The 23,662-nt window shown below is 61.2% G+C and carries 21 protein-coding genes; 16 read left to right on the top strand and 5 right to left on the bottom strand.

Annotation, left to right across the window (positions count from 1 at the left end; all coding sequences use genetic code 11):
- Positions 1–32: 32 nt before the first annotated feature.
- Positions 33–743: a GntR family transcriptional regulator gene (locus GL286_RS03930; protein ID WP_155094210.1), complete on the bottom strand. Its 711-nt coding sequence runs from the start codon at positions 741–743 to the stop codon at positions 33–35.
- 153 nt (positions 744–896) lie between these two features.
- Between GL286_RS03930 and araD the strand changes: the two genes are divergently transcribed.
- The 11 genes from araD to GL286_RS03875 all read left to right on the top strand — a co-directional run bounded on the left by araD (position 897) and on the right by GL286_RS03875 (position 13,441).
- The gene (gene araD / locus GL286_RS03925) at positions 897–2,639 is read left to right on the top strand and encodes an L-arabinonate dehydratase (protein ID WP_425496081.1); all 1,743 of its coding nucleotides are present in this window, start codon (positions 897–899) and stop codon (positions 2,637–2,639) included.
- Between the two features lie 12 nt (positions 2,640–2,651).
- The gene (locus GL286_RS03920; protein WP_155094208.1) at positions 2,652–3,842 is read left to right on the top strand and encodes an L-talarate/galactarate dehydratase; all 1,191 of its coding nucleotides are present in this window, start codon (positions 2,652–2,654) and stop codon (positions 3,840–3,842) included.
- 1 nt (position 3,843) lies between these two features.
- Positions 3,844–4,554 (top strand): ribonuclease activity regulator RraA, encoded by a 711-nt coding sequence (locus GL286_RS03915; RefSeq protein WP_155094207.1) that lies wholly within the window; start codon positions 3,844–3,846, stop codon positions 4,552–4,554.
- 54 nt (positions 4,555–4,608) lie between these two features.
- Positions 4,609–5,682, top strand: a complete 1,074-nt coding sequence (locus GL286_RS03910) for an Ldh family oxidoreductase (RefSeq protein WP_155094206.1) — start codon at positions 4,609–4,611, stop codon at positions 5,680–5,682.
- Between the two features lie 22 nt (positions 5,683–5,704).
- Complete coding sequence (locus GL286_RS03905) at positions 5,705–6,607, top strand: DMT family transporter (RefSeq protein WP_246184814.1); 903 nt, start codon at positions 5,705–5,707, stop codon at positions 6,605–6,607.
- A gap of 92 nt (positions 6,608–6,699) precedes the next feature.
- Positions 6,700–8,202, top strand: coding sequence for an ABC transporter substrate-binding protein (locus tag GL286_RS03900; RefSeq protein WP_155094205.1), 1,503 nt, complete (start codon positions 6,700–6,702; stop codon positions 8,200–8,202).
- A 77-nt stretch (positions 8,203–8,279) separates the two neighbouring features.
- Positions 8,280–9,194, top strand: a complete 915-nt coding sequence (locus GL286_RS03895; RefSeq protein WP_155094204.1) for an ABC transporter permease — start codon at positions 8,280–8,282, stop codon at positions 9,192–9,194.
- 9 nt (positions 9,195–9,203) lie between these two features.
- Complete coding sequence (locus GL286_RS03890; protein WP_155094203.1) at positions 9,204–10,124, top strand: ABC transporter permease; 921 nt, start codon at positions 9,204–9,206, stop codon at positions 10,122–10,124.
- The gene (locus tag GL286_RS03885; RefSeq protein WP_155094202.1) at positions 10,117–11,748 is read left to right on the top strand and encodes an ABC transporter ATP-binding protein; all 1,632 of its coding nucleotides are present in this window, start codon (positions 10,117–10,119) and stop codon (positions 11,746–11,748) included. The genes GL286_RS03890 and GL286_RS03885 overlap by 8 nt, the downstream gene beginning before the upstream one ends.
- Positions 11,745–12,695, top strand: a complete 951-nt coding sequence (locus tag GL286_RS03880; protein ID WP_155094201.1) for a 2-hydroxyacid dehydrogenase — start codon at positions 11,745–11,747, stop codon at positions 12,693–12,695. The genes GL286_RS03885 and GL286_RS03880 overlap by 4 nt, the downstream gene beginning before the upstream one ends.
- 11 nt (positions 12,696–12,706) lie before the next feature.
- Positions 12,707–13,441 (top strand): SDR family oxidoreductase, encoded by a 735-nt coding sequence (locus GL286_RS03875; RefSeq protein WP_155094200.1) that lies wholly within the window; start codon positions 12,707–12,709, stop codon positions 13,439–13,441.
- A gap of 46 nt (positions 13,442–13,487) precedes the next feature.
- Here the strand turns inward: GL286_RS03875 and GL286_RS03870 are convergent, their stop codons facing one another.
- Together GL286_RS03870 and GL286_RS03865 are read right to left on the bottom strand one after the other, a co-directional pair.
- The gene (locus GL286_RS03870; RefSeq protein ID WP_155094199.1) at positions 13,488–13,835 is read right to left on the bottom strand and encodes a cupin domain-containing protein; all 348 of its coding nucleotides are present in this window, start codon (positions 13,833–13,835) and stop codon (positions 13,488–13,490) included.
- A gap of 42 nt (positions 13,836–13,877) precedes the next feature.
- Positions 13,878–15,644, bottom strand: a complete 1,767-nt coding sequence (locus tag GL286_RS03865; protein ID WP_155094198.1) for an adenylate/guanylate cyclase domain-containing protein — start codon at positions 15,642–15,644, stop codon at positions 13,878–13,880.
- A 323-nt stretch (positions 15,645–15,967) separates the two neighbouring features.
- Between GL286_RS03865 and GL286_RS03860 the strand changes: the two genes are divergently transcribed.
- From GL286_RS03860 to GL286_RS03845, 4 genes are all read left to right on the top strand, one after another.
- Positions 15,968–16,339 (top strand): GNAT family N-acetyltransferase, encoded by a 372-nt coding sequence (locus GL286_RS03860; protein WP_170295030.1) that lies wholly within the window; start codon positions 15,968–15,970, stop codon positions 16,337–16,339.
- Between the two features lie 60 nt (positions 16,340–16,399).
- Positions 16,400–17,653 (top strand): YcaO-like family protein, encoded by a 1,254-nt coding sequence (locus GL286_RS03855; protein WP_155094196.1) that lies wholly within the window; start codon positions 16,400–16,402, stop codon positions 17,651–17,653.
- A complete protein-coding gene (locus GL286_RS03850; RefSeq protein WP_155094195.1) occupies positions 17,650–18,933 on the top strand; it encodes a TfuA-like protein in 1,284 nt (427 codons plus the stop codon). Before GL286_RS03855 ends, GL286_RS03850 begins: the two co-directional genes overlap by 4 nt.
- A gap of 157 nt (positions 18,934–19,090) precedes the next feature.
- Positions 19,091–19,741: a hypothetical protein gene (locus GL286_RS03845; protein WP_211596171.1), complete on the top strand. Its 651-nt coding sequence runs from the start codon at positions 19,091–19,093 to the stop codon at positions 19,739–19,741.
- A 20-nt stretch (positions 19,742–19,761) separates the two neighbouring features.
- Here the strand turns inward: GL286_RS03845 and GL286_RS03840 are convergent, their stop codons facing one another.
- Positions 19,762–20,649: a hypothetical protein gene (locus GL286_RS03840; protein WP_211596169.1), complete on the bottom strand. Its 888-nt coding sequence runs from the start codon at positions 20,647–20,649 to the stop codon at positions 19,762–19,764.
- A 342-nt stretch (positions 20,650–20,991) separates the two neighbouring features.
- On the opposite strand from GL286_RS03840, the gene GL286_RS03835 reads away from it, so the two are divergent.
- On the top strand, positions 20,992–21,672 hold the full coding sequence (locus GL286_RS03835) for a Crp/Fnr family transcriptional regulator (protein ID WP_155094193.1): 681 nt from the start codon (positions 20,992–20,994) through the stop codon (positions 21,670–21,672).
- A 54-nt stretch (positions 21,673–21,726) separates the two neighbouring features.
- On the opposite strand, the gene cysN is transcribed toward GL286_RS03835, so the two are convergent.
- A complete protein-coding gene (gene cysN, locus GL286_RS03830; protein WP_155094192.1) occupies positions 21,727–23,634 on the bottom strand; it encodes a sulfate adenylyltransferase subunit CysN in 1,908 nt (635 codons plus the stop codon).
- Positions 23,635–23,662: the final 28 nt, after the last annotated feature.

The following is a 23,662-nucleotide window of genomic DNA, read 5'->3' as shown; positions in this document are numbered from 1 at the left end:
TCCTCCTGAATCTGCGAAAATTCCGTGAAATGTTAGGAAAAATAGTCGGGATGTCTGATCTTGAGCTGCTCGATCTGCGAGATCGTGCCGCCCAGATGCCCGCGCATGGCAATGACTGCGCCATCCGCATCGCCAGCGGCGATGGCGTCGATGACACTCGAATGTCCCGCGATGATCGAGCCGACGCGGCCCTGTGCATTATGCAACCGGCGCGCACGTTCCAGATGGCCCGAGCGTTCGCGGATCATGCGGTGCAGGGCGCCACGGCCAAGCGCCGCGAACAGGGTGTTGTGAAAGACCTCGTCCAGTTCCTGGAACATCGAAACCTGATCAGGGTCTAGCGCGACCGCTTCCTGCATGCGGATGATAGAGCGGGCGCGCGTGACAAGTTGCTCATCGCGTGCCAGCGCCAGATTTCGCGCCACTTCGCATTCCAGCGAGACGCGCAGAAAATGTGCCTCGTAGATTTGCGGGATGTCGATTCGCGTCACCACGGTGCGGGATTGCGGATAGATCCGGACCAGCCCTTCGAGGTGCAGTTTCTGCAATGCCTCGCGCAAAGGGGTCAGGCTGACGCCGTATTCCTCGGTCAGATCGTTCCGTGCAAGCGTCATATCCGGCGGTAAATCAAAGGAAATAATGCGTTGGCGAAGGTCTTCGTACACGCGTTGCACGGTGCCGCCCTGTCCCGGATTCGGGGCCGGATCAGCAAGGCTGAAGGTCGAAATGATCGAATGCGTCATGTCTTTTTCCGGCGTTCGGCAGGTCGTTCTTGCCGATGCACAATTCCTCATTGATATTCTTATCTGACTAATATATCAGATTCGCATCCCGCTCAAGTGCTTCGTGGCGTCAGCGCCAAATCGCGGCACGCGCATCCGAGCGGGCGAGGGAGGATGAGGATGCAGAAGAAAAAAGAATACGCGGACCTGCGCTCGGCGCGATGGATGGTCCCCGACGACCAGAGGTCGTTCGGTCACCGCTCGCGCACGATGCAGATGGGTTACGCCCCCGAAGACTGGGAGGGGAAGCCGATCGTCGCGATCATCAACACATGGTCCGACGCCCAGCCCTGCCACATGCATTTCAAGGATCGCGTCGAATGGGTCAAACGCGGCATCCTGCAGGCTGGCGGCTTTCCGATGGAGCTTCCGGCGCTGTCGCTGTCGGAAAACTTCGTGAAGCCGACAACCATGCTATATCGCAATATGCTGGCGATGGAGACCGAGGAGCTGCTGCGCAGTCATCCCGTGGACGGCGCGGTGCTGATGGGCGGTTGCGACAAGACCACTCCGGGTCTGGTCATGGGCGCGCTCAGCATGGGCATTCCGTTCATCTACCTTCCTGCCGGACCTATGCTGCGCGGGAACTATGCGGGCAAATATCTGGGCTCGGGCACGGACGGCTTCAAATACTGGGATGAGCGCCGCGCTGGCACGATCTCGAAGGAAGAATGGCAGGGAATCGAGGGCGGTATCGCGCGTTCCTATGGCCATTGCATGACGATGGGTACGGCCTCGACGATGACGGCGATTGCCGAAGCGATGGGGCTGACCTTGCCGGGGGCTTCGTCCATTCCGGCTGCCGATGCCAATCACCAGCGCATGTCGGCGGCTTGCGGTCGTCGCATCATCGAAATGATCTGGGATGATCTGACGCCTGAAAAGGTCGTCACGCCGGCTGCGGTCAACAATGCGGTCACGGTCGCGATGGCGACAGGTTGTTCGACCAACGCGATCATCCACCTGATCGCGATGGCGCGCCGTGCGGGCGTGCCGCTGGAATTGGACGATCTGGATCGGATTGGCCGCACGACTCCGGTTCTGGCGAATATCCGGCCCTCGGGCACGACCTATCTGATGGAAGATTTCTACTACGCCGGTGGTCTTCGCGCGCTGATGAAGCAATTGGGCGACAAGCTGGACCCGACGGCGATCACCGTCAGCGGGACGCCTTTGATCGAGGGGCTTGCCGAGGTGAAGATCTGGAACGAGGACGTCATCCGGCCACTTTCCAACCCCGTCTATCACGAAGGCTCGCTTGCCGTGTTGAAGGGCAATCTTTGTCCTGACGGGGCCGTCATCAAGCCAGCCGCCTGTGATCCGAAATTCCATCATCATGTCGGTCCGGCGCTGGTCGCCGACAGCTACGCCGAGATGAAGAAGATCATCGACGATCCGGATTATCCGCTGACGCCGGACACGGTTCTGGTGCTGCGCAATGCGGGACCGCAGGGCGGGCCGGGTATGCCGGAATGGGGCATGATCCCGATGCCCAAGGCGCTGCTGAAGCTGGGTCTGCGTGACATGGTGCGGATCTCGGATGCGCGGATGTCGGGCACGTCCTTCGGGGCTTGCGTGCTTCACGTCTCGCCCGAGGCATTTGTCGGCGGCCCGTTGGCGCTGCTGAAAAACGGCGACATGGTCGAATTGGACATCCCGAACCGAAGCCTGAACATGCTGGTCAGCGAGGCCGATCTGGAAGCCCGCCGCACCGCGTGGCAAGCGCCCGAACCGCACTATCAGCGCGGTTACGGCCTGATGTTCAGCAAGCACATCGAACAGGCCGACAAGGGCTGTGACTTTGATTTCCTGAAAACAGAATTCGGCGGCAAGACCCCCGAACCTGCGATCAACTAAGGAGGACACCTTATGTTTGACACCGACAAACGCCTGATTCCGGCGCAGCCTCCCAAAGCGGGTTTTGCTGCAGGTCCGGCCACGCAGGACGCGATCAAAACGGTCAAGCTGTCGCTGGCCTATCTGCCGCTTGCCCGTCCGATCAGCGATGCGAAAGTTCTGACAGGCCGCCAGAAACCGCTGACCGAAGTCGCCTTCCTGTTCTGCGAGATCGAAACCGAAGCGGGCTTTTCGGGGCTTGGTTTCAGCTATTCGAAACGCGCCGGTGGTCGCGGCCTTTATGCCCATGCCTGCGAAATCGCGGATAACCTGATCGGCGAAGACCCGAACGATATCGCCCGTCTTTGGGATAAGCTGTGCTGGGCGGGCGCCTCGGTCGGGCGTTCGGGTATTGCCACTCAAGCGATTGCCGCGATGGACATCTGCCTGTGGGATCTGAAAGCGAAACGCGCCGGACTGCCCTTGGCAAAACTGCTTGGTGCGCATCGTGACGGGGTGGCCTGCTACAATACTTCGGGCGGGTTCCTGTCCTCCTCGATCGACGAGGTGAAGGCCGCAATTGACCAATCGCTGGCTTCGGGCATCGGCGGGATCAAGATCAAGGTCGGCCAACCCGACCCGATGATCGACCTGCGCCGACTGGATGCCGTGACCGAGCATCTGAATGGCCGCGTGCCGTTGATGGTCGATGCCAACCAGCAATGGGATCGCGTGACCGCGTTGCGCTTTGGCCGCTTGGTCGAGCCCCTGAACCTCGAATGGATCGAGGAACCGCTGGACGCCTATGACGCCGAAGGCCATGCCTTGCTGGCGCGCGAACTGGCCACGCCGATTGCCACTGGCGAGATGCTGGCCTCGGCTGATGAGCATATGGCGCTGATCCGCGCCGATGCGGTCGATTTCATCCAGCCCGATGCGCCGCGTGTCGGAGGTATCACCCAGTTCCTGAAGATCTGCGCGCAGGCCGATGCCAAGCGTATGCGCCTTGCGCCGCATTTCGCGATGGAGATCCACCTGCATCTGGCGGCTGCCTATCCGCATGAGCCTTGGGTCGAGCATTTCGACTGGCTCGCGCCGCTGTTCAACGAGGAGCTCGAAATCCGCGATGGTCGCATGATCGTTCCGGCGCGTCATGGTCTGGGATGCAGCCTGACCGGCAAGGCCCGCGACTGGACCGTCGAAACGACTACTTTCGGAGGCTGAATTGAACCCCTCGACCCGTGAGAAACTGATGGGCGTCTCGGTCGCCACGCTTTGCTCGGCGCTTTACAAGCGTGGACTGCGCAACCAGACGATTCAGGATGTGCGTCCGTTGCGCCCGCGTGGGCGCAACATGGTCGGTCCGGCGTTCACCCTGCGCTACATGCCCGCGCGCGAGGACCGTAACCCGATGACGGTCTTCCGCAATCCGGACCACCCGCAGCGTGCGGCCATCGAGCAATGTCCCGAGGGTCATGTCATGGTCATGGACAGCCGCAAGGATGCCCGCGCGGCCTCGGCTGGCGACATCCTGATCACGCGGTTGATGGTGCGGGGCGGGGCTGGCGTCGTCACCGATGGCGGTTTCAGGGATTCGATGTCGATCGCGCAGCTTGACATCCCGTCCTATCACCACCGCGCGTCGTCGCCGACGAACCTGACCCTGCACGAGGCCATTGATATCAATGTGCCGATCGGTTGCGGCGACGTTCCGGTGTTCCCGGGCGATATCGTGGTCGGCGATGATGACAGCGTCATCGTGATCCCTGCCGAAATTGCCGACGAAATTGCCGATGAGGCGGTCGAGATGACGGCTTACGAAGACTTCGTCGTCGAACGGGTCAAGGGCGGGGCCACGATCATCGGGCTTTATCCGGCTACGGATGAAACGAACCTTGATTTGTTCGCGGAATGGCGGGCTGCCAACGGGCGTTAACCAACATGGCGAAGGCGGCAAGGCCGCCTTCCATTTACGACAGACGGAGGCTTCATGCCACGGATAGAACGCGAGGCCCTGACGGGCTATGCCGAGGCGCTGCTGGCCGCAGCCGGAATGGAACGGGACAAGGCCCGCGTCACGGCGCAGGTGCTGGTCGAAGGCGACATGATCGGCCACGAGACTCACGGCGTCGGCTTGCTGCCGTGGTATCTGGACAGTCTGGCGGACGGATCATTGCGCGGTTCCGGCGAACCCGAGATCGTCACGGATCGCGGCGCGACATTCGTCTGGGACGGGATGCTGCTGCCGGGCGCGTGGCTTTTGACCCGCGCGCTGGAACAGGCGGCTGACCGCGTCGCCACCTACGGCGTTGTCACCGCCGCGATCCGGAATACACACCATACCTGCGCGCTTTCGGCCTATATGCGGGAACTGACGGATCGCGGGCTGATCGTGCAGATCTCGTGCTCGAATCCGGCGGCATCGCGTGTCGCTCCTTATGGCGGGACCAAGCCGGTGCTGACGCCGAACCCGATTGCGGCGGGCTTTCCGACCTCGGGCGATCCGGTGCTGATCGACGTCTCGTCCTCGATCACGACAACGACCATGACGCAGACTTTGGCAAAAGCGGGCGAACGTTTCCCCGAAGCATGGGCGCTGACGGCAACTGGCGAGCCGACCGACGATCCGCGCGAAGTGACCGAGCGCGGCGGCTCGCTATTGCCCTTGGGCGGCGCGCTGAAAGGACATAAGGGCTACGGGCTGGGTCTGATGGTCGAATTGCTGGGGCAGGGGCTTTCGGGCAAGGGGAGGGCGAACACTCCTGCAGGTCCGTTGGCGCAAAGCGCCTTTATTCAGGTGATCGACCCTCAGGCATTCGCGGGGATCGACGCATTCCGCGAACAGGCTGACTGGCTGGTGAATGCCTGTCAGACCAACCCTCCGGCTCCGCAGACACGCGGTGGGGTCAGGGTTCCGGGCGATTCCGCCGCCAGAAAGCGCCGCGCAGCTTTGATCGAAGGCGTGCCGGTTGCTGACGAACTCTGGCCAAGGATCGCTGCTCGGGCCGCCGATCTGGGCGTCGCCGTTCCTTCGCAGATCAAGGAAGCGACGCCGGTATGCTGATGTCTTTCCACAAGTTACCGGCATGACCGTGGCCGAGGGCTTGCCCGAATCCCATCGCCGCAAGGTTTTGCTGGCTGCCGCTGGGATGATGGTTCTGGCCACGCTGCTGAACGCCTGCGACGGGGTGATCGTCCGGCTTCTTGCCGGAGAGGTGCATCCCTTTATCATCGGCTTTTTCCGAGCAGCCTTCGGTCTGGTATTCTTGCTGCCGTGGATCTTGCGAAGCGGTGATCTGATGGGCTCGCCGTATCGCTGGCTGCATGTCCTGCGCGCGGCGCTGAAGCTTGCCTCGTTGCTTGCGTTGTTCGTGGCCTTTGCCAAAGCATCGCTTTCGGATGTCACGGCGATCAGTTTCTCGACGCCGATCTTTCTGCTGCTGGGCGCGTGTCTTCTGCTTGGCGAACAGATGACCATCGCCCGTGCGATTGCAGTGCTGGTCGGTTTTCTGGGGATGCTGGTCATTATCCGGCCCGACGCGGGCAGTTTCGATCCGGCATTGCTTTTTGCCTTGGCAGGGGCGGTCTTGACGGCCTTGATCCAGTTGATCCTGAAAAGCATGTCGGGACGTGACAGGCCGGATCGTCTGGTCGCATGGAACCTGATTGCCATGGTGCCGCTGGCCTTCGTTCTGGCCTTGTCGGTGTGGCAAACCCCTGATTCCCGTGCCCTTGGGCTATTGGCAGCGCAAGGGGCGCTGGGGGCAGCAAGTCAGGCCCTAGTGACGCGGGCGTTCTCGCTGGCCGACGCCTCGTTCCTCGCGCCGCTTGATTTCCTGCGCCTTCCCGTTATTGCTTTGCTGGCATTCGTCTTTTTCGGCGAGGTGGCCGGTATCTCGACCTGGATCGGCGCGGGCATCATCATTTCAGCAATCCTGATCGGTACAATGGCGCGCGGCCGCAACAAAGAGGGTTCTCAAAGATTTTAGATGCACTAATATATTAATTGAGGAGTTGATTCGAGACGACAAGCGCCGAGGAGGGCGCGGCATTCGAAACGACTGAAAACCTGGGAGGAAGTATGAAAACGACCCTATTCGGAGCGCTGCTTGCCAGCACCATCATGTCTGGTGCGGCATTCGCGCAGGACAAGACCGACGTCACCATCGTTCTCAGCGAAGAGCTGGAGCTGATCGACCCGTGCATGTCGTCACAATCCAACATCGGCCGCGTCCTTCTGGGCAATATCAGCGAGACGCTGACCGTCTATGAGCCAGCGACCGCCACGCTGAAGCCGCTTCTGGCCGAAAGCTGGGAAGAGACCCAGCCCGGCACCTGGCGCTTCAAGCTGCGTCAGGGCGTCAAATTCTCGGACGGGACGGATTTCAAGGCGCAGGACGTGATCCACTCGCTGGAGCGCACGATCAGCGACAAGATGACCTGCGAAGTCGGCGGCAAGTATTTCGGCGGCTTCAAGATCAACGCGACCAAGGTCGACGATTTCACCATCGACATCACCACCGATCCGGCCCAGCCGATCCTGCCGCTGCTGATGTCCTCGCTGACCATCGTCCCCGAGGAAACCCCGCTTGAGATGGTGCAGCAGCCCATCGGCACCGGCCCCTATGCCATGACCGAGCGCAATATCGGCACGAATATTGTCCTGACCCAGCGCGCGGATTACTGGGGCGACAAGCCCAAGGTGACCAAGGCGACCTACGTCTTCCGCGATGACAGCGCCGTCCGCGCCGCCATGGTCGAGGTCGGTGAGGCCGATATCGCCCCGGTCATCAGCGAGCTGGATGCGACGAACCCGGATATGGACTTCTCGTATCCGAACTCGGAAACCACCTATCTGCGCGTCGATCACGCGACCGCGCCGCTAAACGACCGCCGCGTGCGCGAGGCGATGAACCTCGCCATCGACCGCGACGCCTTCATCGGCACGCTTGTCGGCAAGGACTCGGCCAAGGCTACCGCCGTCGTGCCGCCGACCACCTTGGGCTATAACAAGGACCTGAAACCCTATCCCTTCGATCTTGAGCGCGCCAAGGCGCTGCTGGCCGAGGCCAAGGCCGCCGGCGTGCCGGTCGATCAGGAAATCCTGATCGTCGGTCGTCTGGGCATGTTCCCGAACATCTCCGAGATTCTTGAGGCCATGTCGCAGATGCTGAACGACGCGGGCTTCAACACCAAGCTCGAGATGAAGGAAGTCGCGGACTACAACACCTACTACAACCGCCCCTTCGCCGAGGGTCGTGGCCCGCAACTGGTCGCCGCCCAGCATGACAATGCCAAGGGCGACCCGGTCTTCTCGATGTACTTCAAATATGGCACCGAGGGGCTGCAATCGGGTCTGGTCTATCCGGAACTCGACGCCGAGATCGCCAAGGCGACCGAGGCCAGCGGCGATGACCGCGCGGCTTTGTGGTCGGATGTGATGAAGGACATCCATGAGAACCTGATCGGCGATGTCGAGATGTTCCACATGGTCGGCTTCAGCCGGGTGAACCCGCGCCTCGACTTCACGCCGACGATCTCGACGAACAGCGAACTGCGCCTGTCCGAAATCGGATTCAAGTGATCTGACTGCGGGGGAGGGGCAACCCTCCCCTTTGCCTCACACGACTGGCCGCACGGCCCCCGGTCGAGGAACCCAATATGAAACGATTCATCGGCAAACGGGCCATGGCGAGCGCGATCTCGCTTGTCGGCCTCATCGTCCTTGTCTTCTTCCTGTCGCGCCTGACGGGCGACCCCACCGATCTTTACCTGCCGATCGACGCTACGCAGGAAATGCGCGACAAGTTCCGCGAGTTGCACGGGCTGAACGATCCGCTGATCGTGCAATTCGGGCGCTATGTCTGGGACCTGCTGCATTTCGACTTCGGCGAGTCGATCCGTCAGGCCCGCCCCGCGATGGAGGTCGTGCTTGAGGGCTTCCGCTGGACCCTGACGCTGGCCGTCATCACCATGACGCTGGTCACCGTCGCGGCCATTGTCATCGGCTCGCTCGCCGCCTTCAAGGTTGGCGGGGTGTTCGACCGGATCACCAGCTTCTTCTCGCTGATCGGGGCTTCGGCGCCGGATTTCTGGATCGCCATCGTCGGCATCGTGATCTTTGCGGTGCAGTTACGCTGGCTGCCGACCTCGGGGACGGGGACGATCTGGCATTGGATTTTGCCGATTTCGGTCCTGTTCATCCGCCCCTTCGGTCTGATTCTGCAGGTCGTGCGCGGCTCGATGATCACGGCGCTTTCCTCGGCCTATGTGAAGACCGCCAAGGCCAAGGGCGTGCCGCCGCGTCCGATCATTTTCGTCCACGGTCTGCGCAACGCCATGCTGCCGGTGATCACCGTCATCGGCGATCAGGCGGCGGGCATTCTGAACGGCGCGGTGGTGGTCGAGACCATCTTCGGCTTCCCCGGCATCGGCAAACTGATGATCGACGCCATCCTGCAGCGCGACTTCGCCGTGATCCTTGCCGCAATCATGGTTTCCGCCGTGGCCATCTTCATCATGAATCTCTTGATCGATCTCGCCTATGCGATGCTTGATCCTCGCATCCGGTATTGAGTCATGACCATGAGCCAAACCAACACAACGACGACCCCGAAAGAGCGCGGACGCATCGGAACCTTCATCCGACTGCTCTGGGCCGATAAATTCGCCTTCTTCGCCGCGCTTTTCCTGCTGGTCGTCGTGCTTTGCGCGATCTTCGGCCCGATCTGGCTGTCGGATGAGGCGACGCGCCAGAACCTGCGCGGCCGCAACGCACCGCCCTTCGAGCTTTCGCGCGGCTTCATGTATATCCTCGGCGCGGACCAGTTGGGCCGCCCGCTGCTGCCGCGCATCATCGTCGCCGCACAAAACACCATGGCTGTCGCTGCCGGTGCGGTGATCTGCTCGATGATCATCGGCTCGGCGCTTGGGCTGGTCGCGGGCTATACGCGCAGCCGCTGGTCCGGGGCGATCATGCGTCTTGGCGACGTGATCATGTCCTTCCCCTCGCTGCTGCTGGCGGTGATCGTGCTTTACATGCTGGAACCCTCGGTCGCGAATATCGTGCTGGTTCTGGCGATCACCCGCATCCCGATCTATCTGCGCACCACCCGCGCCGAGGTTCTGGAAGTGCGCGAGCGCATGTTCATCTCGGCGGCGCGCGTCATGGGCACCTCGGATCGCCGCATCGTCTTCCGCCACATCCTGCCGGTGGTGATGCCGACGCTGATCACCATCGCGACGCTGGATTTCGCCTTTGTCATGTTGGCAGAAAGCTCGCTGTCCTTCTTGGGCATCGGCATCCAGCCGCCCGAGATCACTTGGGGCCTGATGGTCAGCCAAGGTCGGCCTTACCTGACGAATGCATGGTGGCTGTCCTTCTGGCCGGGTCTGGCGATCATCCTGACCACGCTGTCCTTGAACCTTCTGTCGGCTTGGATGCGGATCGCGCTTGATCCGGTGCAGCGCTGGCGCCTTGAAATGGGAGGCCGCAAGAATGGCTGAACATCTGCTTGAGGTCAGGAACCTCTCGGTCGATTTCCACACCGCCGCCGGAACTGTCAGCGCCGTCAGAAACGTGACATGGCATCTGGACCGGGGCGAGACGCTGGCCATCCTTGGCGAATCCGGTTCGGGCAAGTCGGTCTCGGCCTCGACGATCATGAACCTGATCGACATGCCTCCGGGTGAGATCACCTCGGGCGAGGTTCTGTTCGAGGGCCGCGACCTGCTGAAGATGACCGATGAGCAGCGCCGCGAATTGAACGGCTGCCGCATCGCGATGATTTTCCAAGACCCGCTGAGCCATCTGAATCCGGTCTATACCGTCGGCTGGCAAATCTGCGAGATGATGACCGTGCATGACGTTCCCGCGGATCAGGCCAAGGCCCGCACGCTGGAACTGCTGCGTCGCGTCGGCATCCCGAACCCGGAAGCCGCGATGGATAAATACCCGCACGAGTTCTCGGGCGGGCAGCGGCAGCGGTTGATGATCGCGATGGCGCTGGCGCTGAAGCCTGACATCCTGATCGCCGACGAGCCGACCACCGCGCTTGACGTGACGGTTCAGGCACAGGTTCTGGCACTGCTTGAGGAGTTGCAGCGCGAGACCGGCATGGGCCTTCTGCTGATCACCCACGACCTTGGTGTCGTGGCCGAGATCGCCGACCGCGTCGTGGTGATGAACAAAGGCGAGATCGTCGAGTCTGGCGATGCCGCCGAGGTCTATCTCAACCCCAAGCACCCCTATACCAAGCGCCTGATTGACGCCGCCCCCGGCAAGGGCGAAACCCGCGACGAAGAGGACCGTCTGGGCGAGCCTTTGCTACGCGTCGACCGCTTGCAGCAGCATTACGGCGGTTTCCATGCGCTGAAGGGCGCGAGCTTCTCGATCATGCCGGGCGAAACCGTGGCGATCGTGGGCGAATCCGGCTCGGGCAAATCGACCATGGCGCGGGCGATCCTGCGGCTGGATGAGCCGAGCGGCGGCAAGGTCATCTGGAAGGGCCGCGATCTGCTGAAGATGACGCCGAAGGAATTGTTCGCGATCCGCCGCGATATCCAGATGGTGTTCCAGGACCCGACGCAATCGCTGAACCCGCGCATGACGGTCTATCAGATCATCTCGGAAGCATGGATCGTCCACCCCGACATCCTGCCGAAAGCCCGCTGGAAGGATCGCGTCGCGGAACTGCTGGTGCAGGTGGGCCTTAGCCCTGAAATGGCGAAACGTTACCCGCACCAATTCTCGGGCGGACAGCGTCAGCGCATCGCCATCGCGCGCGCGCTGGCCTTGGAGCCAAAGCTGATCATCTGCGACGAGGCGGTCTCGGCCTTGGACGTGTCCATTCAGGCGCAGGTGATCGAGCTGCTCGACGGTCTGCGCCGCGATCTGGGCCTGTCCTATCTGTTCATCGCCCATGACCTGCCGGTAGTTCGCGACTTTGCCGACCGCGTCATCGTGATGAAATCCGGCGAGATCGTCGAGGAAGGCCATGTCGGCCAGATCTTCGACGCCCCGCGCATGCCCTATACTCAGGCGCTTCTGGCGGCCTCACTCGACCCCGATCCCGAGGTTCAGGCCACCCGCCGCAATGCCCGCAAGTCAGAAGGACTCGTCCCCGCATGAAGCAAGATGTGCTGGTCTGCACCCCGATCCGCCCCGAGAAACTGGCGATCCTTGAAGAAACCTACAATGTCTTCCCGCTCTACAAGCTGACGGACGACGCCGAGCGCGAAGCCCTGATCGACAAGGCCGGGGAATCCTGTGTGGCGATGGTCAGCAACGGCCATTTCCCCGCCGATGAGGCGTTCCTTTCGCGCCTGCCCAAGTTGCAAATCGCGGCCTGTTCCTCGGTCGGATATGAGACGCTGGACGTGGACGCCATGACCCGGCGCGGCATCCGCTTCACCCATACGCCCGATGTTCTGACCGATGACGTGGCCGATATCGCGGTGTTGCTGATGCTGGCGGTGCGGCGCAATCTGGTCGCGGGCGATGCCTATGTCCGCTCGGGCGATTGGGGTCGCAAGGGGATGCTGCCGCTGACCCGCACCACTTCGGGGCGCAAGGTCGGCATCGTCGGCCTTGGCCGCATTGGCGCTGCCATCGCCAAACGCTGCGAGGCGCTGGGGATGCAGATCGGTTATTATGGCCGCAAGCCGAAATCCGGTGTCGCCTACCAGTATTTCGGCGACGTGACCGAGATGGCGGGCTGGTCGGATGTGCTGATCGCCGCCGCCTCGGGCGGTCCCGAGACGCAGCATCTGGTGTCCGCGCAGGCGCTGGACGCGCTTGGCCCCGAGGGCAGCTTCATCAATATCTCGCGTGGCTCGGTCGTCGATGAGGGCGCGTTGCTCGATGCGCTGGAAAGCGGGAAACTGGGCTCGGCAGGCTTGGACGTTTTCCTGAACGAACCGAACCCCGATCCGCGTTTTGGTAAACTGCCGAACGTGGTCCTGTATCCCCACCATGCCAGCGGCACGGTCGAGACGCGGGACAAGATGTCCCAACTGGTCGTCGATAATCTCGCCGCGCATTTCGCCGGACAACCCCTGCTGACCCCGGTCAACTGAAAGGAAATCACATGCCTTTAGCCATTATCACCGGTGCCGGTAGCGGCATCGGGCGGGCCGTTGCTGTCGAATTGGCCGGTCGCGGCTGGGATATCGTCCTTGCCGGTCGCCGCGCCGAGGGGCTTGAGGAAACCGCTCGCCTTGCCGGTCGCGGTCTGCCCGTGCCGACCGATGTGTCGAATGCCGCTTCGGTCGCGGCGCTGTTCGCCGCCGCCAAGGCCGAATATGGCCGGATCGACATGCTTTTCAACAATGCGGGCACGAATACCCCTGCCGTGCCGTTCGAAACCCTGACCCCCGAGGCGCTGTCCGAAGTCATCGCCGTCAACCTGACCGGCCCGCTGCTTTGCGCCCGCGAGGCCGTTGCCGCGATGAAGGTGCAAAGCCGCCAAGGCGGGCGCATCATCAATAACGGTTCGGTGTCGGCCTACGGTCCGCGTCCGCATAGCGTCGCCTATACGGCCTCGAAACACGGGATCACGGGCCTGACGAAAAGCCTGATCCTCGACTGCCGCGATTACGGGATCTCGGTCTGTCAGGTCGATATCGGCAATGCGGCGACCGCGCGCACCGACCGGATGTCTCAGGGCGTGCCGCAAGCCAATGGCACGACCGCGATCGAGCCGCGTATGGATGTCGAGATGCTCGCCCGCCATATCGCGGGGCTTGCGGAATTGCCCGCCGAGGTGATGGTGCCGTTCTCGACGATCATGCCCACGACCATGCCGCTTTACGGTCGCGGTTGATCGGAAATACGTGTCGGGCCGCAACAAGCTGCGGCCCGATACAGGTTCAGGCTTTGCTGGCCAATGGATACGAGACGATCATTGTCAGATCGGCTGTCCCGACCTGACGGATACCGACGTTATCGCCAGTGTAAAGATATGCCGCCTGTCCTGCTTTCAGAGGGCTGGACTTTCCATCCGCGAAAACCTCGCCTTCCCCGTCCAGAACATAGTAGACCTCGTCATGCTCGATCAGGTGCAGGCCGATCTCTGCGCCCGGATGCAGGATGCGCTTGCGGAACTCCATGCTGCGGTTGGGAACCTGATCCGCGATGCGAAAGGCCGTGCAGGTGCCAATCTTGCCGTGAGGCGTCGGCTCTTCGCGCATGACGTCGCGCTCGTCGATGATGACCATGAAACTGTCCTTTGATTTCCGTGTTTCCGGGGGGCTGCCGGCCTAATTCAGGCCCGCCATTCGAAGACCTTCGACATAAAGGTCAAGGTCTTCGACATGCTTCAGGGGCGGCACCTTGCGCCAATGCTCGATGGTGAAATTGGGGTGGACGCGCATGACCTCGGCACCATGGCGACGGGCGTCATCCATCTGGCCCAACATGGCATAGCTGGCGGCCAGTAAACGGTGTGCCTCGGACTGATCGCGCATCTTGTGCAGCGTATCGATGGTGTTCTGGTAATCGCCCTTGTGGAAATAGGCGTCACCCAGAAACCAGAGATAGGAATCGGGATGGTAGGGGTTCAGCCGGATCGCGCGTTCAAGCAGTTGGACCGCACGATCACCTTGCCGGATATAGGCCAGACAGTCGCCCATGTAAGCCAGCAGATCCGCGTCATTGGGGTTCAGCTGGACCGCGTGTTCATAGGCGGACAGCGCCTCGTCATGTTGTTTTTTGTAGAGATGCGCGAGACCCATCTCGGAAAACCCGCGCGAGTCGAGATGATCGCATTCGACCGCGCGCTTGGCCAAGGACAGCGCCTTGTTCAAGGCTGCATCGGGGTCATTCGTCCAGTTGTAGCGCCATTCGACGTTGAAGGTGCGCGACATGGCGGCGTAGCTGCGGCCATAGTCGGGTTCGAGTTCGCGCGCCTGTTCGAACAGCCGACGGGCGTGCAGGTTGGCGTCGGGCAGAAAGCGGAAGCCCATATCCTGACCGCGCAGGACAAGACCATAGGCGTAAAGCGCGGGATGGGACTGTTCCGTCAGGCGGCGTTGTTCCTTTGCGTCGATATGGATCGCGACGCGTGCGGCGGTCGTCGAAGACACATCGTCCTGAAAATCGAAGATATCGGCCATCACGCCGTCATACCGTTCGGACCAGATGGTATTCTCGCTGGCCGCTTCGATCAGATCGACCGAAATGCGGATACGGTTTTCGACCCGACGGAAGTTCGCGGACAGCAGATAGCGGACACCCAACCTTTCCCCGACCTCGCGCAGCGAGCGGGCATTCGCCGCAGCAAGGATCGAGGAATGCCGCGCAATCACCATCAGGTTGCGGAACCGGCAAAGGCTGGTGATCAGATCGGCGATGATACCTTGGCACAGGTAATGGTCTTCGGGCGCCCCAGATAAATTCTCCATCGGCAGAACGGCCAATGAAGCATCGGGCAAGGTTCCGGCTGTGGTCAAACCTTGCGGCGGAATAATGATGTCTTCGCGACGCGGTGACGCGAATTGCTGCTCGACCGCATAGATCTCGACAGGTGCAGAGATGTTCTTGAGTTGCTTTGTGCCAATCGAGCGAAGGTTCAGGTCCGGCTTGTTCCGGACGACCTGATAGACCGCCTCGCTGATGCAGATCCCTCCGGGTTCGGCATAGGTCTGGATGCGGGCGGCCAGGTTCACGCTTTGGCCGTAGACTCCGTCCTGCCCAAGGAAGGTGTCGCCGATCGAGATCCCGATCCGGTAGTGGATGGGTGCTCCTCCCTCGGACCAGGCTGCCTCGCGGGCCATTTCGCGCTGCATCTCAAGAGCGAAATGCAATGCCTTCTGAACGCTTTCGAATACCGCGACCAAACCGTCGCCTGCGGTGTTCACCACTTCCCCGCCATAATCGCCGACCAGATTGCGGATCAGCGCCAGCGAATTTGTCAGCCGCCTGACGGTGCTTTCCTCGTCCAGTTCGAGCAGGCGCGTATAACCATGCACATCGGCATAGAGCACCGTGAGAAGCCGAGGACCGGCCAAACCCGTTAGCGCACTCATGCTAATGCCGCCGTCCTTTCGGTCTGAGCGGGATCAGAACCCGATTGGCTGATCTACCCCGCACGATTTCATCCGGTCGCATCACGGAACCAAAAGGCCCTCAGTTGCGATTCTGTCAAGACATTAGCCTTGTAGTTGAGGCATATGGAACATCTATCGAGAAATAATGACGTATTTGAGAATCTTGCTGAAAGCCGCGATGCGGGTTCAATTGGATATGAAACGCCACCATGAAGCAATGCCCCACTTTTGAACTGCGACCCGCCACTCCGGACGAGTTTCCTTTTGCAGCAGAGATTTACATCAATGCCATGAGACCGCTCATGTTGAAACTGGGCGCCTGGGATGAGCCGATGCGTCGCGCGGGTATCCGGCGTTCGTACAAGGCGGCTGATTCGTGCATCATCGTTCTGGACGGGATCGATATCGGCTGGACCCAGATCAGCGTGCGCGATGCCGATTACAACATCGCGCAAATCCAGATCCTCGAAGAGTACTGTGGTCTTGGCATCGGCTCACAAATCATTCGCGATCTTCAACTCCGCGCCCAGAACGAGGGGAAAACGATTTCCCTTTCGGCGGTACGGACCAATCGCGCGATCGAACTTTACAAGCGGCTCGGGTTCCGGATCATCGATTCCGAGGCGACTCCGATCATTGATATGGTCTGGGAACCTGATTCCGACGTTTGCTGACTTTCCCCCAACGGACCTCGTCCCTAACATCCGGCAAACAATGGTGGCGGGGCGGAACGTATGAGCTTTGATGAAGCGGATCGGGGTCTGGCCGGTTTCCGGCTTGAAGACAGCTTGAAGGGGCATGTCCACGGCACGCATCGCCGTGTCAGTCCGGCCGAGACCGTCGCGCGCGTCACCGCGATCATGGACCGGATGGGGATCACGCGGGTCGCCAATGTAACGGGCCTCGACCGCATCGGTATCCCTGTAGTCATGGTTTGCCGCCCCAACGCACGGTCGCTGGCGGTATCGCAGGGCAAGGGCGGCGATCTGGCCGCCGCGACGGCATCAGGTCTGATGGAGGCCGCCGAGCTTTATCACGCCGAACATATCGAATTGCCTCTGAAACTCGGCTGCATCGCCGAGTTGAGCCATAGCCACCAGTTCATCGACGTGACGCGCTTGCCTCGGATCTCGGATCGGTTCCACCATGATCTGGTGATGCTTTGGGTCGAAGGACATGATCTCGTCTCGGGCGAAGCGCGGTGGCTGCCTTTTGAAAGCGTGCGGACGAATTTTACCCTGCCTCCTCCTCCGGGCAGCGGCTGCTTTGATTGCAGCAGCAACGGGCTGGCGTCGGGGAACAGTATGATCGAGGCGACGTGCCATGCGATCTGCGAGGTGGTCGAGCGGGACTCGACCACGATCTGGAACGTGCTGGACGGTGGGACGCAAGGCATGACCGGTCTGAACCTTGCCAGCGTCGATGACGCGGCATGTCTTGAGGTGCTGGGGCAACTTGCCCGCGCCGATTTCGACGTGAATGTTTGGGAAACGACGACCGATATCGGCGTTCCGTCGTTCTTTTGCCTGATTTCGGACCGGCTTGATCCGTTGCAGCATCATGGCATCGGTGCGGGTTGTCATCCGACAAAGGGAATTGCCCTGTTGCGGGCATTGACCGAGGCGGTTCAGGTCCGGACGACCTATATCTCGGGCGCACGCGACGACCTGACCCCCGAAGAGTACTCAGTCGCCGAACGGAAAAGTAAGGCGCGGGTCGCGGCACGTTGGCGGGCCGAACATCGGCCAGTGCGGAATTTCAGCGGCATATCGCAGCACGTCGCGCCGAGTTTTGCCGAAGATCTGGATTGGCTGCTGGAGCGGTTGCGCGGCGTCGGCGTGACCGAGGTCGTCGGCGTGGATCTGAGCAAGCCTGCGTTGGGGCTATCAGTGGTCAAAGTGGTGATACCGGGCCTTGAGGGGCCGCATGACCATCGCGGTTACCTGCCCGGCCCGCGTGCCGCCCGCATGATGCAGGTGCAGGGATGACCCCGATTGTCTTTGCCGGTCCTTCCCTGCGCGAGGCCGATCTTGCGCAATATCCGGATATCGAGTTCCGTGCCCCCGTCCGGCAGGGCGAGCTTTACGCAGCAGCGCGTAGCGGCCCGAAGGTCATCGGGATCATTGACGGCTATTTCGACGGTGTTCCGGCGGTTTGGCACAAGGAAGTCCTGTGGGCGATGAGCCAAGGCATCGCGGTCTTCGGGGCGGCAAGCATGGGCGCCCTGCGCGCTGCCGAGTTGCACAGTTTCGGAATGATCGGGATCGGTCGCATCTTTCAGGATTTCCGCGACAATCGCCTGACCGATGATGACGAGGTTGCCCTGCAACACGGTCCCGCCGAGGCGGGCTATGTCGCCCTGAGCGAACCGATTGTGAATATCCGTGCGACGGTCGAATGCGCCGTAGCCGAGAACGTTCTGGACCCCGAGACGGCGCAGCGGCTTCTGGACGTAGCCAAAAACCAATTCTATCAGAGACGTAGCTGGGAAACCGTTCTTGACGTCTTTGCCTCTGAGCTGCTTCTTGACTTCAGGGCATGGCTTCCCGCCAATAAAGTAGATCTGAAGCGTCAAGATGCCTTGGCGCTTCTGGATGCTGTTCGTGCCCATCTTGCAGATGGCCACGCCGCGCCGATCCCAGCGTTTGCCTTCGAATGGACCGAGGCCTGGGCCAATGCTCCTTGGCTGACAGGCGCAGGAAATCTGCCTCGTGAGGCGCTGCAGGTGCTGGACGAGTTGCGATTGGACGGTCCCGCCTATCGGCAAACACGTGAGGCGGCTTTGCTGCATATGCTTGCCGGCCGTGTGCAAGCCCGATCCCACGCTGTTGGTGGAAACGCTTCTACGCATATGACCGAGTTTCGCATGGCGCGGGGGCTGATGCGGCAAAAAGATGTCGATCATTGGGCAAAGCAGAATGACGTCGATCAGCAAGGCGTTGAACGGCTGGTCGCGGGTAGGGGGGCGCTCGAGCAGTTGGCTGCGGCGCAGGACAGCGAGTTGCAGGGCGCTATGCTGGATCAGTTGCGGCTGCAGGGTCGTTACGTTGCCCTCAGGACGAGGGCCAAGGCGCGAACCGAGGTTTGGTCAAGCCGTCGCAGCGCGCCTCCGTTACCCGTTCTGGTGGCATGGTATTTCGGAACGCGACTCGGGAAACCGGTTCCCGAGGATCTGTCGGCCCATGCGCGAGATCTTGGCCTATCGGGGATTGATCGCCTGCACGAGTTATTGGCGAGCGAATACGCGCTATGTGCGCAAGAAAATTGATTCCGCGACTATCGGGAAAAATAAATCCGTTCTGCGGCACGCGATTGTCGACAGGTTTTGTCACCTGAGCTAGCGTCTTGCCGGGGACCGCCTTCGCATGATTGCGTCTTGATCCGAGGCGGTGTTCTTCAGTTTTTCGTTTTGAGGACGTTCCAGAATGCCCGAAACCTTGATCAGCCCGTCCCAGATCCTGCTTTTCGGCCGCGTGGTCGAAGATTTGCAGATCAAGTCCACCGCCTCCGATGCAACCGGTTCTACTGGCCATCTCGAACAGCAGCTTCGGGCGCCGGATGCCAATTTTGCCCGTATCTATGGTTTTGGCCATGAGGGGCATTTCCATCTTCTTACCGGAACCGCGCTATTTCTGGTCCATGGCAGCGGAGAAGCGGCGGGCCAAGCGCTTGCAGAACTGAAGTTGTTTTCGCCAGACCCTGCGGAAAAAACGGCGACATCAGACCTGCCTTTGCCTCAGGATCTGTCCGTCTGGATCTATGACAAAGCCGATTTCACCGTGCGTATGGATGTGCGGACCGGCATGTTTGACCAGTTGCTGGTCTCGACGACTTGCGGCCCCGTCGTGGGAATGAGCGCCCATGGCATGAGCGTGCCGTTCATGGGAGCGGTCGGGATGAGCGCTGAAGGAATGAGCGTCCGGGGCATGAGTGCCCCGGGCATGAGCGCGCATTTTGCGAATACTGGCGGCATGAGCGTTCAGGGTATGAGTGTCGGCGGCATGAGCGTCGGAGGTATGAGTGCTGGTGGCATGAGCGCCCAAAGCACGGGTTCCGGCAACAAGACCGACGACTGACCCGGTGGTGCGGGGCCGCCTCAGGCGCGAAGCTGTGAGGCGAGTCCCGGCCGTTTCCGCGGCGGAGTGCGCAGCTGCACCGACGGATCGGGCTCGATGTCGCTCAGCGACATCGGCTCATGCACGGCCTGCATTGCCTGATGCCAATGCCGGGCATCCGTGGTCACGCGATCCAGTGCGGCTTGACGGCCAGCAGGTCGCGCGGTCTTACGCGCAAGCTTGCGGTAGTCGCTTGCCATTTTGCTGAACTGTCCGTCGAGTTCGCGGAATAGATCTTCAAGCCGACCGGTCACGACCGATTGCGCGCTGGCATCGGTGGCAATCGACAGGGCGCGTTCGACCTCGACCGACATGTCGCGCAATACGCGGCGTTCATCGGTCAGGCTCTCCATGATGACACGGATGTCACCCAGACGGTCGCACAGGACGTCGATCAGATGTGAGCGCTCGTTATTGGTGATCGTCCCGATACCCGCATCCGAACTGACCCTGATCAGGATGTCGCAAATCTTGTTGCGGGTGGCCAGCGACAGGTCGTCGTCGCCCTCCATCAGCTCATCGACGGCCATCGCAAGGTCGAAGGCCAGAGTTTCGATACGGGCACATGCCCGCATGATGGGACCATCGGTCCCTTCTGTGCGGTCCAGTTCGGATGCCAGCGCGCCCCATAGGCGCTGCTCGCTCATGCGGATCATTCCGGTGACGCGCAGTGACGAGCGGGCGTGACCGCGAAGGATGATGCCGCAGCGGTCCAACTCGGCCGCGATGGCATTCATCCCCGCGGACAGATCGGCCGGTTTGCCGTCGGCGAGCGCGTGGACCGCGTCGGCCACCGTTTCTGACTGGATCATCAGGCTATGGATGCGCGGAACAAGCTGCTGCAGGCAGTAGCGTGACATCGCGACCATATTAGTCTCGGTATCGACGCTGGCGCGGGCGATTGCGCCTTGTCCGTTGGCAAGGGCCCGGCCAGTTTGCTGTTCGTGCAGCTGGGCCCTTGCTTGCATGTGTAGCGAAGTGATCCCGACCCGGTAGAGGGATTGCCCGAAGGCCGAGAGAGGGCACGACGCGAGAGGAACATTTACCAATATACTTGTCATTTGCGTACTCTTCCGGTTGCGGAGATCACGAGGACACAATTGACGATTATGGTGGTTTGGGTCTGTGCTCCGGCGCACAAACCGTTTAATTTTTTCGCCGAAGGGCAAATAAATTGCCTTGGAGAATAATGACGTGCGGGAGAACTAAGCATGATCGGGCTTCAGGATCTGGTATGGTTCTCTGAACTACCCCCGGCAGAGCTCAATCGGATCGATTCCCTTTCCACGCGGCGGACCTTCACATCAGGCACACGCATCCTTGAACGGGGCGATCCGGGCCATACCGTGCTGTTCGTTCTGTCCGGGCAGGTGCTGGCGGTGCAATGGACGCAATCAGGCCGCGAGATCGTCTACAGCGATATCGGCTCTGGCAGCGCCTTTGGCGAATTGTCCGTGATTTCCGGCCATCCACGCTCGCTTTCGCTATATGCCCGCACCGATTGCACGTTGCTGGAGATGCCCGGAGAGTTGTTTCTGGGGCTGATCGACGCGCATCCTTCGGTCAGGGCCGCGCTGATGCGGGGGCTGGTGCGCCGAGTCTATGAATTGACCGAGCGGGTGCATGAACTGACCTCGCTTGGGGTCGAGGACAGGTTGCGGGCCTATCTTCTGCGAGTCGCCATGGAGCAGGGCGGGCTAGAGCCTGGACGGACGCTGACCAACCTGCCAACCCATGCCGAGATCGCAAATATTGTCGGCGCGAATCGCGAAGCCGTCAGCCGCAACTTTGCTACCCTTAATCGCAAGGGAATCATCGAATCGGGTCGGAAATATCTGCGCATCCTGCAGCCCGAGGCGCTGATGCATGAAGGCGGGCAGGATCAGGACTAGATCCCGCCATCGCGAATGAAAAGCGGGGCCCGTTACGTACCCCGCTTGATTGGCTTAAGGGATCAGCCGCGCGATGATGGCATCGGCCGCTTCTTCCGGCGTCATCTCGGTGGTGTCGATCCGGAGTTCAGGCGCCTCGGGTGCTTCGTAAGGCGAGTCGATACCGGTGAAGTTCTTCAGCTGGCCCGAGCGAGCCTTGGCGTAAAGACCTTTCACGTCACGGCTTTCCGCGACCGATAGCGGCGTGTCGACAAAGACTTCGACGAACTCACCCGGTTGCATCATGCCGCGCACCATGTCCCGCTCGGACCGGAACGGCGAGATGAAGGCGGTGATCACGATCAGACCCGCATCGGTCATCAGCTTGGCCACTTCGCCGACGCGACGGATGTTTTCGATCCGGTCGGCCTCGGTGAAGCCCAGATCCTTGTTCAGGCCGTGACGCACGTTATCGCCGTCCAGAAGGAAGGTGTGGCGGTTCATCCGCGCCAGCTTCTTCTCGACAATATTGGCGATGGTCGATTTGCCAGAACCCGAAAGACCGGTCAGCCACAGCACGGCGGGCTTCTGGTGTTTCATATTGGCGTGGTGTTCACGGCCGATATCGGTCGCCTGCCAATGGATGTTCTGTGCGCGACGCAGGGCAAAGTGGATCATCCCTGCCGCAACCGTGCGGTTCGAGATCTTGTCGATCAGGATGAAGCCGCCCAGATCGCGGTTTTCGTCATAGGGCGCGAAGGGAATTTCGCGGTCGGTGGTGATATTGGCCACGCCAATCGCATTCAGGTCCAGCGTTTTGCTTGCCAGATGTTCCTGCGTGTTGACGTTCACCTCGTATTTGGGGGCATGGACCGTTGCCGAGACGGTCTGCGTCCCGACTTTCAGCCAATAGGCGCGGCCCGGAACCAATTCGTTCTCGTCCATCCAGACCAGAGTGGATTCGAACTGGTCGGCGACCTCCAGCGGGGCTTGGGCGGCCACGATGACCTGCCCGCGCGAGCAGTCGATCTCGTCGGCGAAGGTCAGGGTGACGGATTCGCCTGCGACGGCCAGATCGCGGTCGCCTTCAAGGCTGACGATACGCGCGATGGACGAGGTCTTGCCCGAGGGCAGCACGCGGATGCTGTCGCCGGGGCGGACCGTGCCGCTGGCAATCAAACCGGCGAAGCCGCGGAAGTCGAGGTTGGGGCGGTTGACCCATTGGACCGACATGCGGAACGGCTTGGCCTGATCCGCGGCCGAGTCCAGTTCCACCGTCTCCAGATGCGGCAGCAGGGCGGGCCCGGTATACCAGGGGGTGTTCTCGCTAGAGGCGGTGATGTTGTCGCCTTTGAAGCCCGAAATCGGCATCGCGGTGAATTCGGTGATCCCGATGCTGCGAGCAAACTCGGTGTATTCTTCCACAATCTTGTCGAAAGTGGCCTGATCGTAGCCAACCAGATCCATCTTGTTCACCGCCAGCACGATGTGGCGGATGCCCAGCAGGTGGACCAGATAGCTATGGCGGCGAGTCTGGGTCAGCACGCCCTTGCGCGCGTCGATCAGGATGACCGCGACATCGGCGGTCGAAGCGCCGGTGACCATGTTGCGGGTATATTGCTCGTGGCCGGGGGTGTCGGCGACGATGAACTTGCGCTTTTCAGTGGCGAAGAAGCGGTAGGCCACGTCGATGGTGATGCCCTGCTCGCGCTCGGCGGCAAGGCCGTCGACCAGCAATGCGAAGTCGATCTCTTGCCCCTGCGTACCGACGCGTTTGCTATCGGCTTCCAGCGCGGCGAGCTGGTCTTCGAAGATCATCTTGCTGTCGTACAGAAGCCGCCCGATCAGGGTGGATTTTCCGTCATCAACCGAGCCGCAGGTGATGAAGCGCAGCATGGTCTTGTGTTGGTGTGCCTCAAGATATGCGTCGATATTCTCGGCGATCAGGGCGTCGGTTTTGTAAATGGGTTCTTGGGTCGTCATGGGTCACCTGTTGCGGTGGAAATGTCTG

It is taken from the genome of Paracoccus aestuariivivens (assembly GCF_009711225.1).
Taxonomy (GTDB): Bacteria; Pseudomonadota; Alphaproteobacteria; order Rhodobacterales; family Rhodobacteraceae; genus Paracoccus; species Paracoccus aestuariivivens.
Note: the sequence above shows the minus strand (reverse complement) of the source record. Positions and strands in the feature narration are given on the sequence as shown.

Coding starts and splice junctions, on each gene's coding strand:
- GL286_RS03930 (WP_155094210.1), bottom strand. CDS start 743: ATGACGCATTCGATCATTTCGACCTTCAGCCTTGCTGATCCGGCCCCG.
- araD (WP_425496081.1), top strand. CDS start 897: ATGAGGATGCAGAAGAAAAAAGAATACGCGGACCTGCGCTCGGCGCGA.
- GL286_RS03920 (WP_155094208.1), top strand. CDS start 2,652: ATGTTTGACACCGACAAACGCCTGATTCCGGCGCAGCCTCCCAAAGCG.
- GL286_RS03910 (WP_155094206.1), top strand. CDS start 4,609: ATGCCACGGATAGAACGCGAGGCCCTGACGGGCTATGCCGAGGCGCTG.
- GL286_RS03905 (WP_246184814.1), top strand. CDS start 5,705: ATGACCGTGGCCGAGGGCTTGCCCGAATCCCATCGCCGCAAGGTTTTG.
- GL286_RS03900 (WP_155094205.1), top strand. CDS start 6,700: ATGAAAACGACCCTATTCGGAGCGCTGCTTGCCAGCACCATCATGTCT.
- GL286_RS03895 (WP_155094204.1), top strand. CDS start 8,280: ATGAAACGATTCATCGGCAAACGGGCCATGGCGAGCGCGATCTCGCTT.
- GL286_RS03890 (WP_155094203.1), top strand. CDS start 9,204: ATGAGCCAAACCAACACAACGACGACCCCGAAAGAGCGCGGACGCATC.
- GL286_RS03885 (WP_155094202.1), top strand. CDS start 10,117: ATGGCTGAACATCTGCTTGAGGTCAGGAACCTCTCGGTCGATTTCCAC.
- GL286_RS03880 (WP_155094201.1), top strand. CDS start 11,745: ATGAAGCAAGATGTGCTGGTCTGCACCCCGATCCGCCCCGAGAAACTG.
- GL286_RS03875 (WP_155094200.1), top strand. CDS start 12,707: ATGCCTTTAGCCATTATCACCGGTGCCGGTAGCGGCATCGGGCGGGCC.
- GL286_RS03870 (WP_155094199.1), bottom strand. CDS start 13,835: ATGGTCATCATCGACGAGCGCGACGTCATGCGCGAAGAGCCGACGCCT.
- GL286_RS03865 (WP_155094198.1), bottom strand. CDS start 15,644: ATGAGTGCGCTAACGGGTTTGGCCGGTCCTCGGCTTCTCACGGTGCTC.
- GL286_RS03860 (WP_170295030.1), top strand. CDS start 15,968: ATGTTGAAACTGGGCGCCTGGGATGAGCCGATGCGTCGCGCGGGTATC.
- GL286_RS03855 (WP_155094196.1), top strand. CDS start 16,400: ATGAGCTTTGATGAAGCGGATCGGGGTCTGGCCGGTTTCCGGCTTGAA.
- GL286_RS03850 (WP_155094195.1), top strand. CDS start 17,650: ATGACCCCGATTGTCTTTGCCGGTCCTTCCCTGCGCGAGGCCGATCTT.
- GL286_RS03845 (WP_211596171.1), top strand. CDS start 19,091: ATGCCCGAAACCTTGATCAGCCCGTCCCAGATCCTGCTTTTCGGCCGC.
- GL286_RS03840 (WP_211596169.1), bottom strand. CDS start 20,649: ATGGTCGCGATGTCACGCTACTGCCTGCAGCAGCTTGTTCCGCGCATC.
- GL286_RS03835 (WP_155094193.1), top strand. CDS start 20,992: ATGATCGGGCTTCAGGATCTGGTATGGTTCTCTGAACTACCCCCGGCA.
- cysN (WP_155094192.1), bottom strand. CDS start 23,634: ATGACGACCCAAGAACCCATTTACAAAACCGACGCCCTGATCGCCGAG.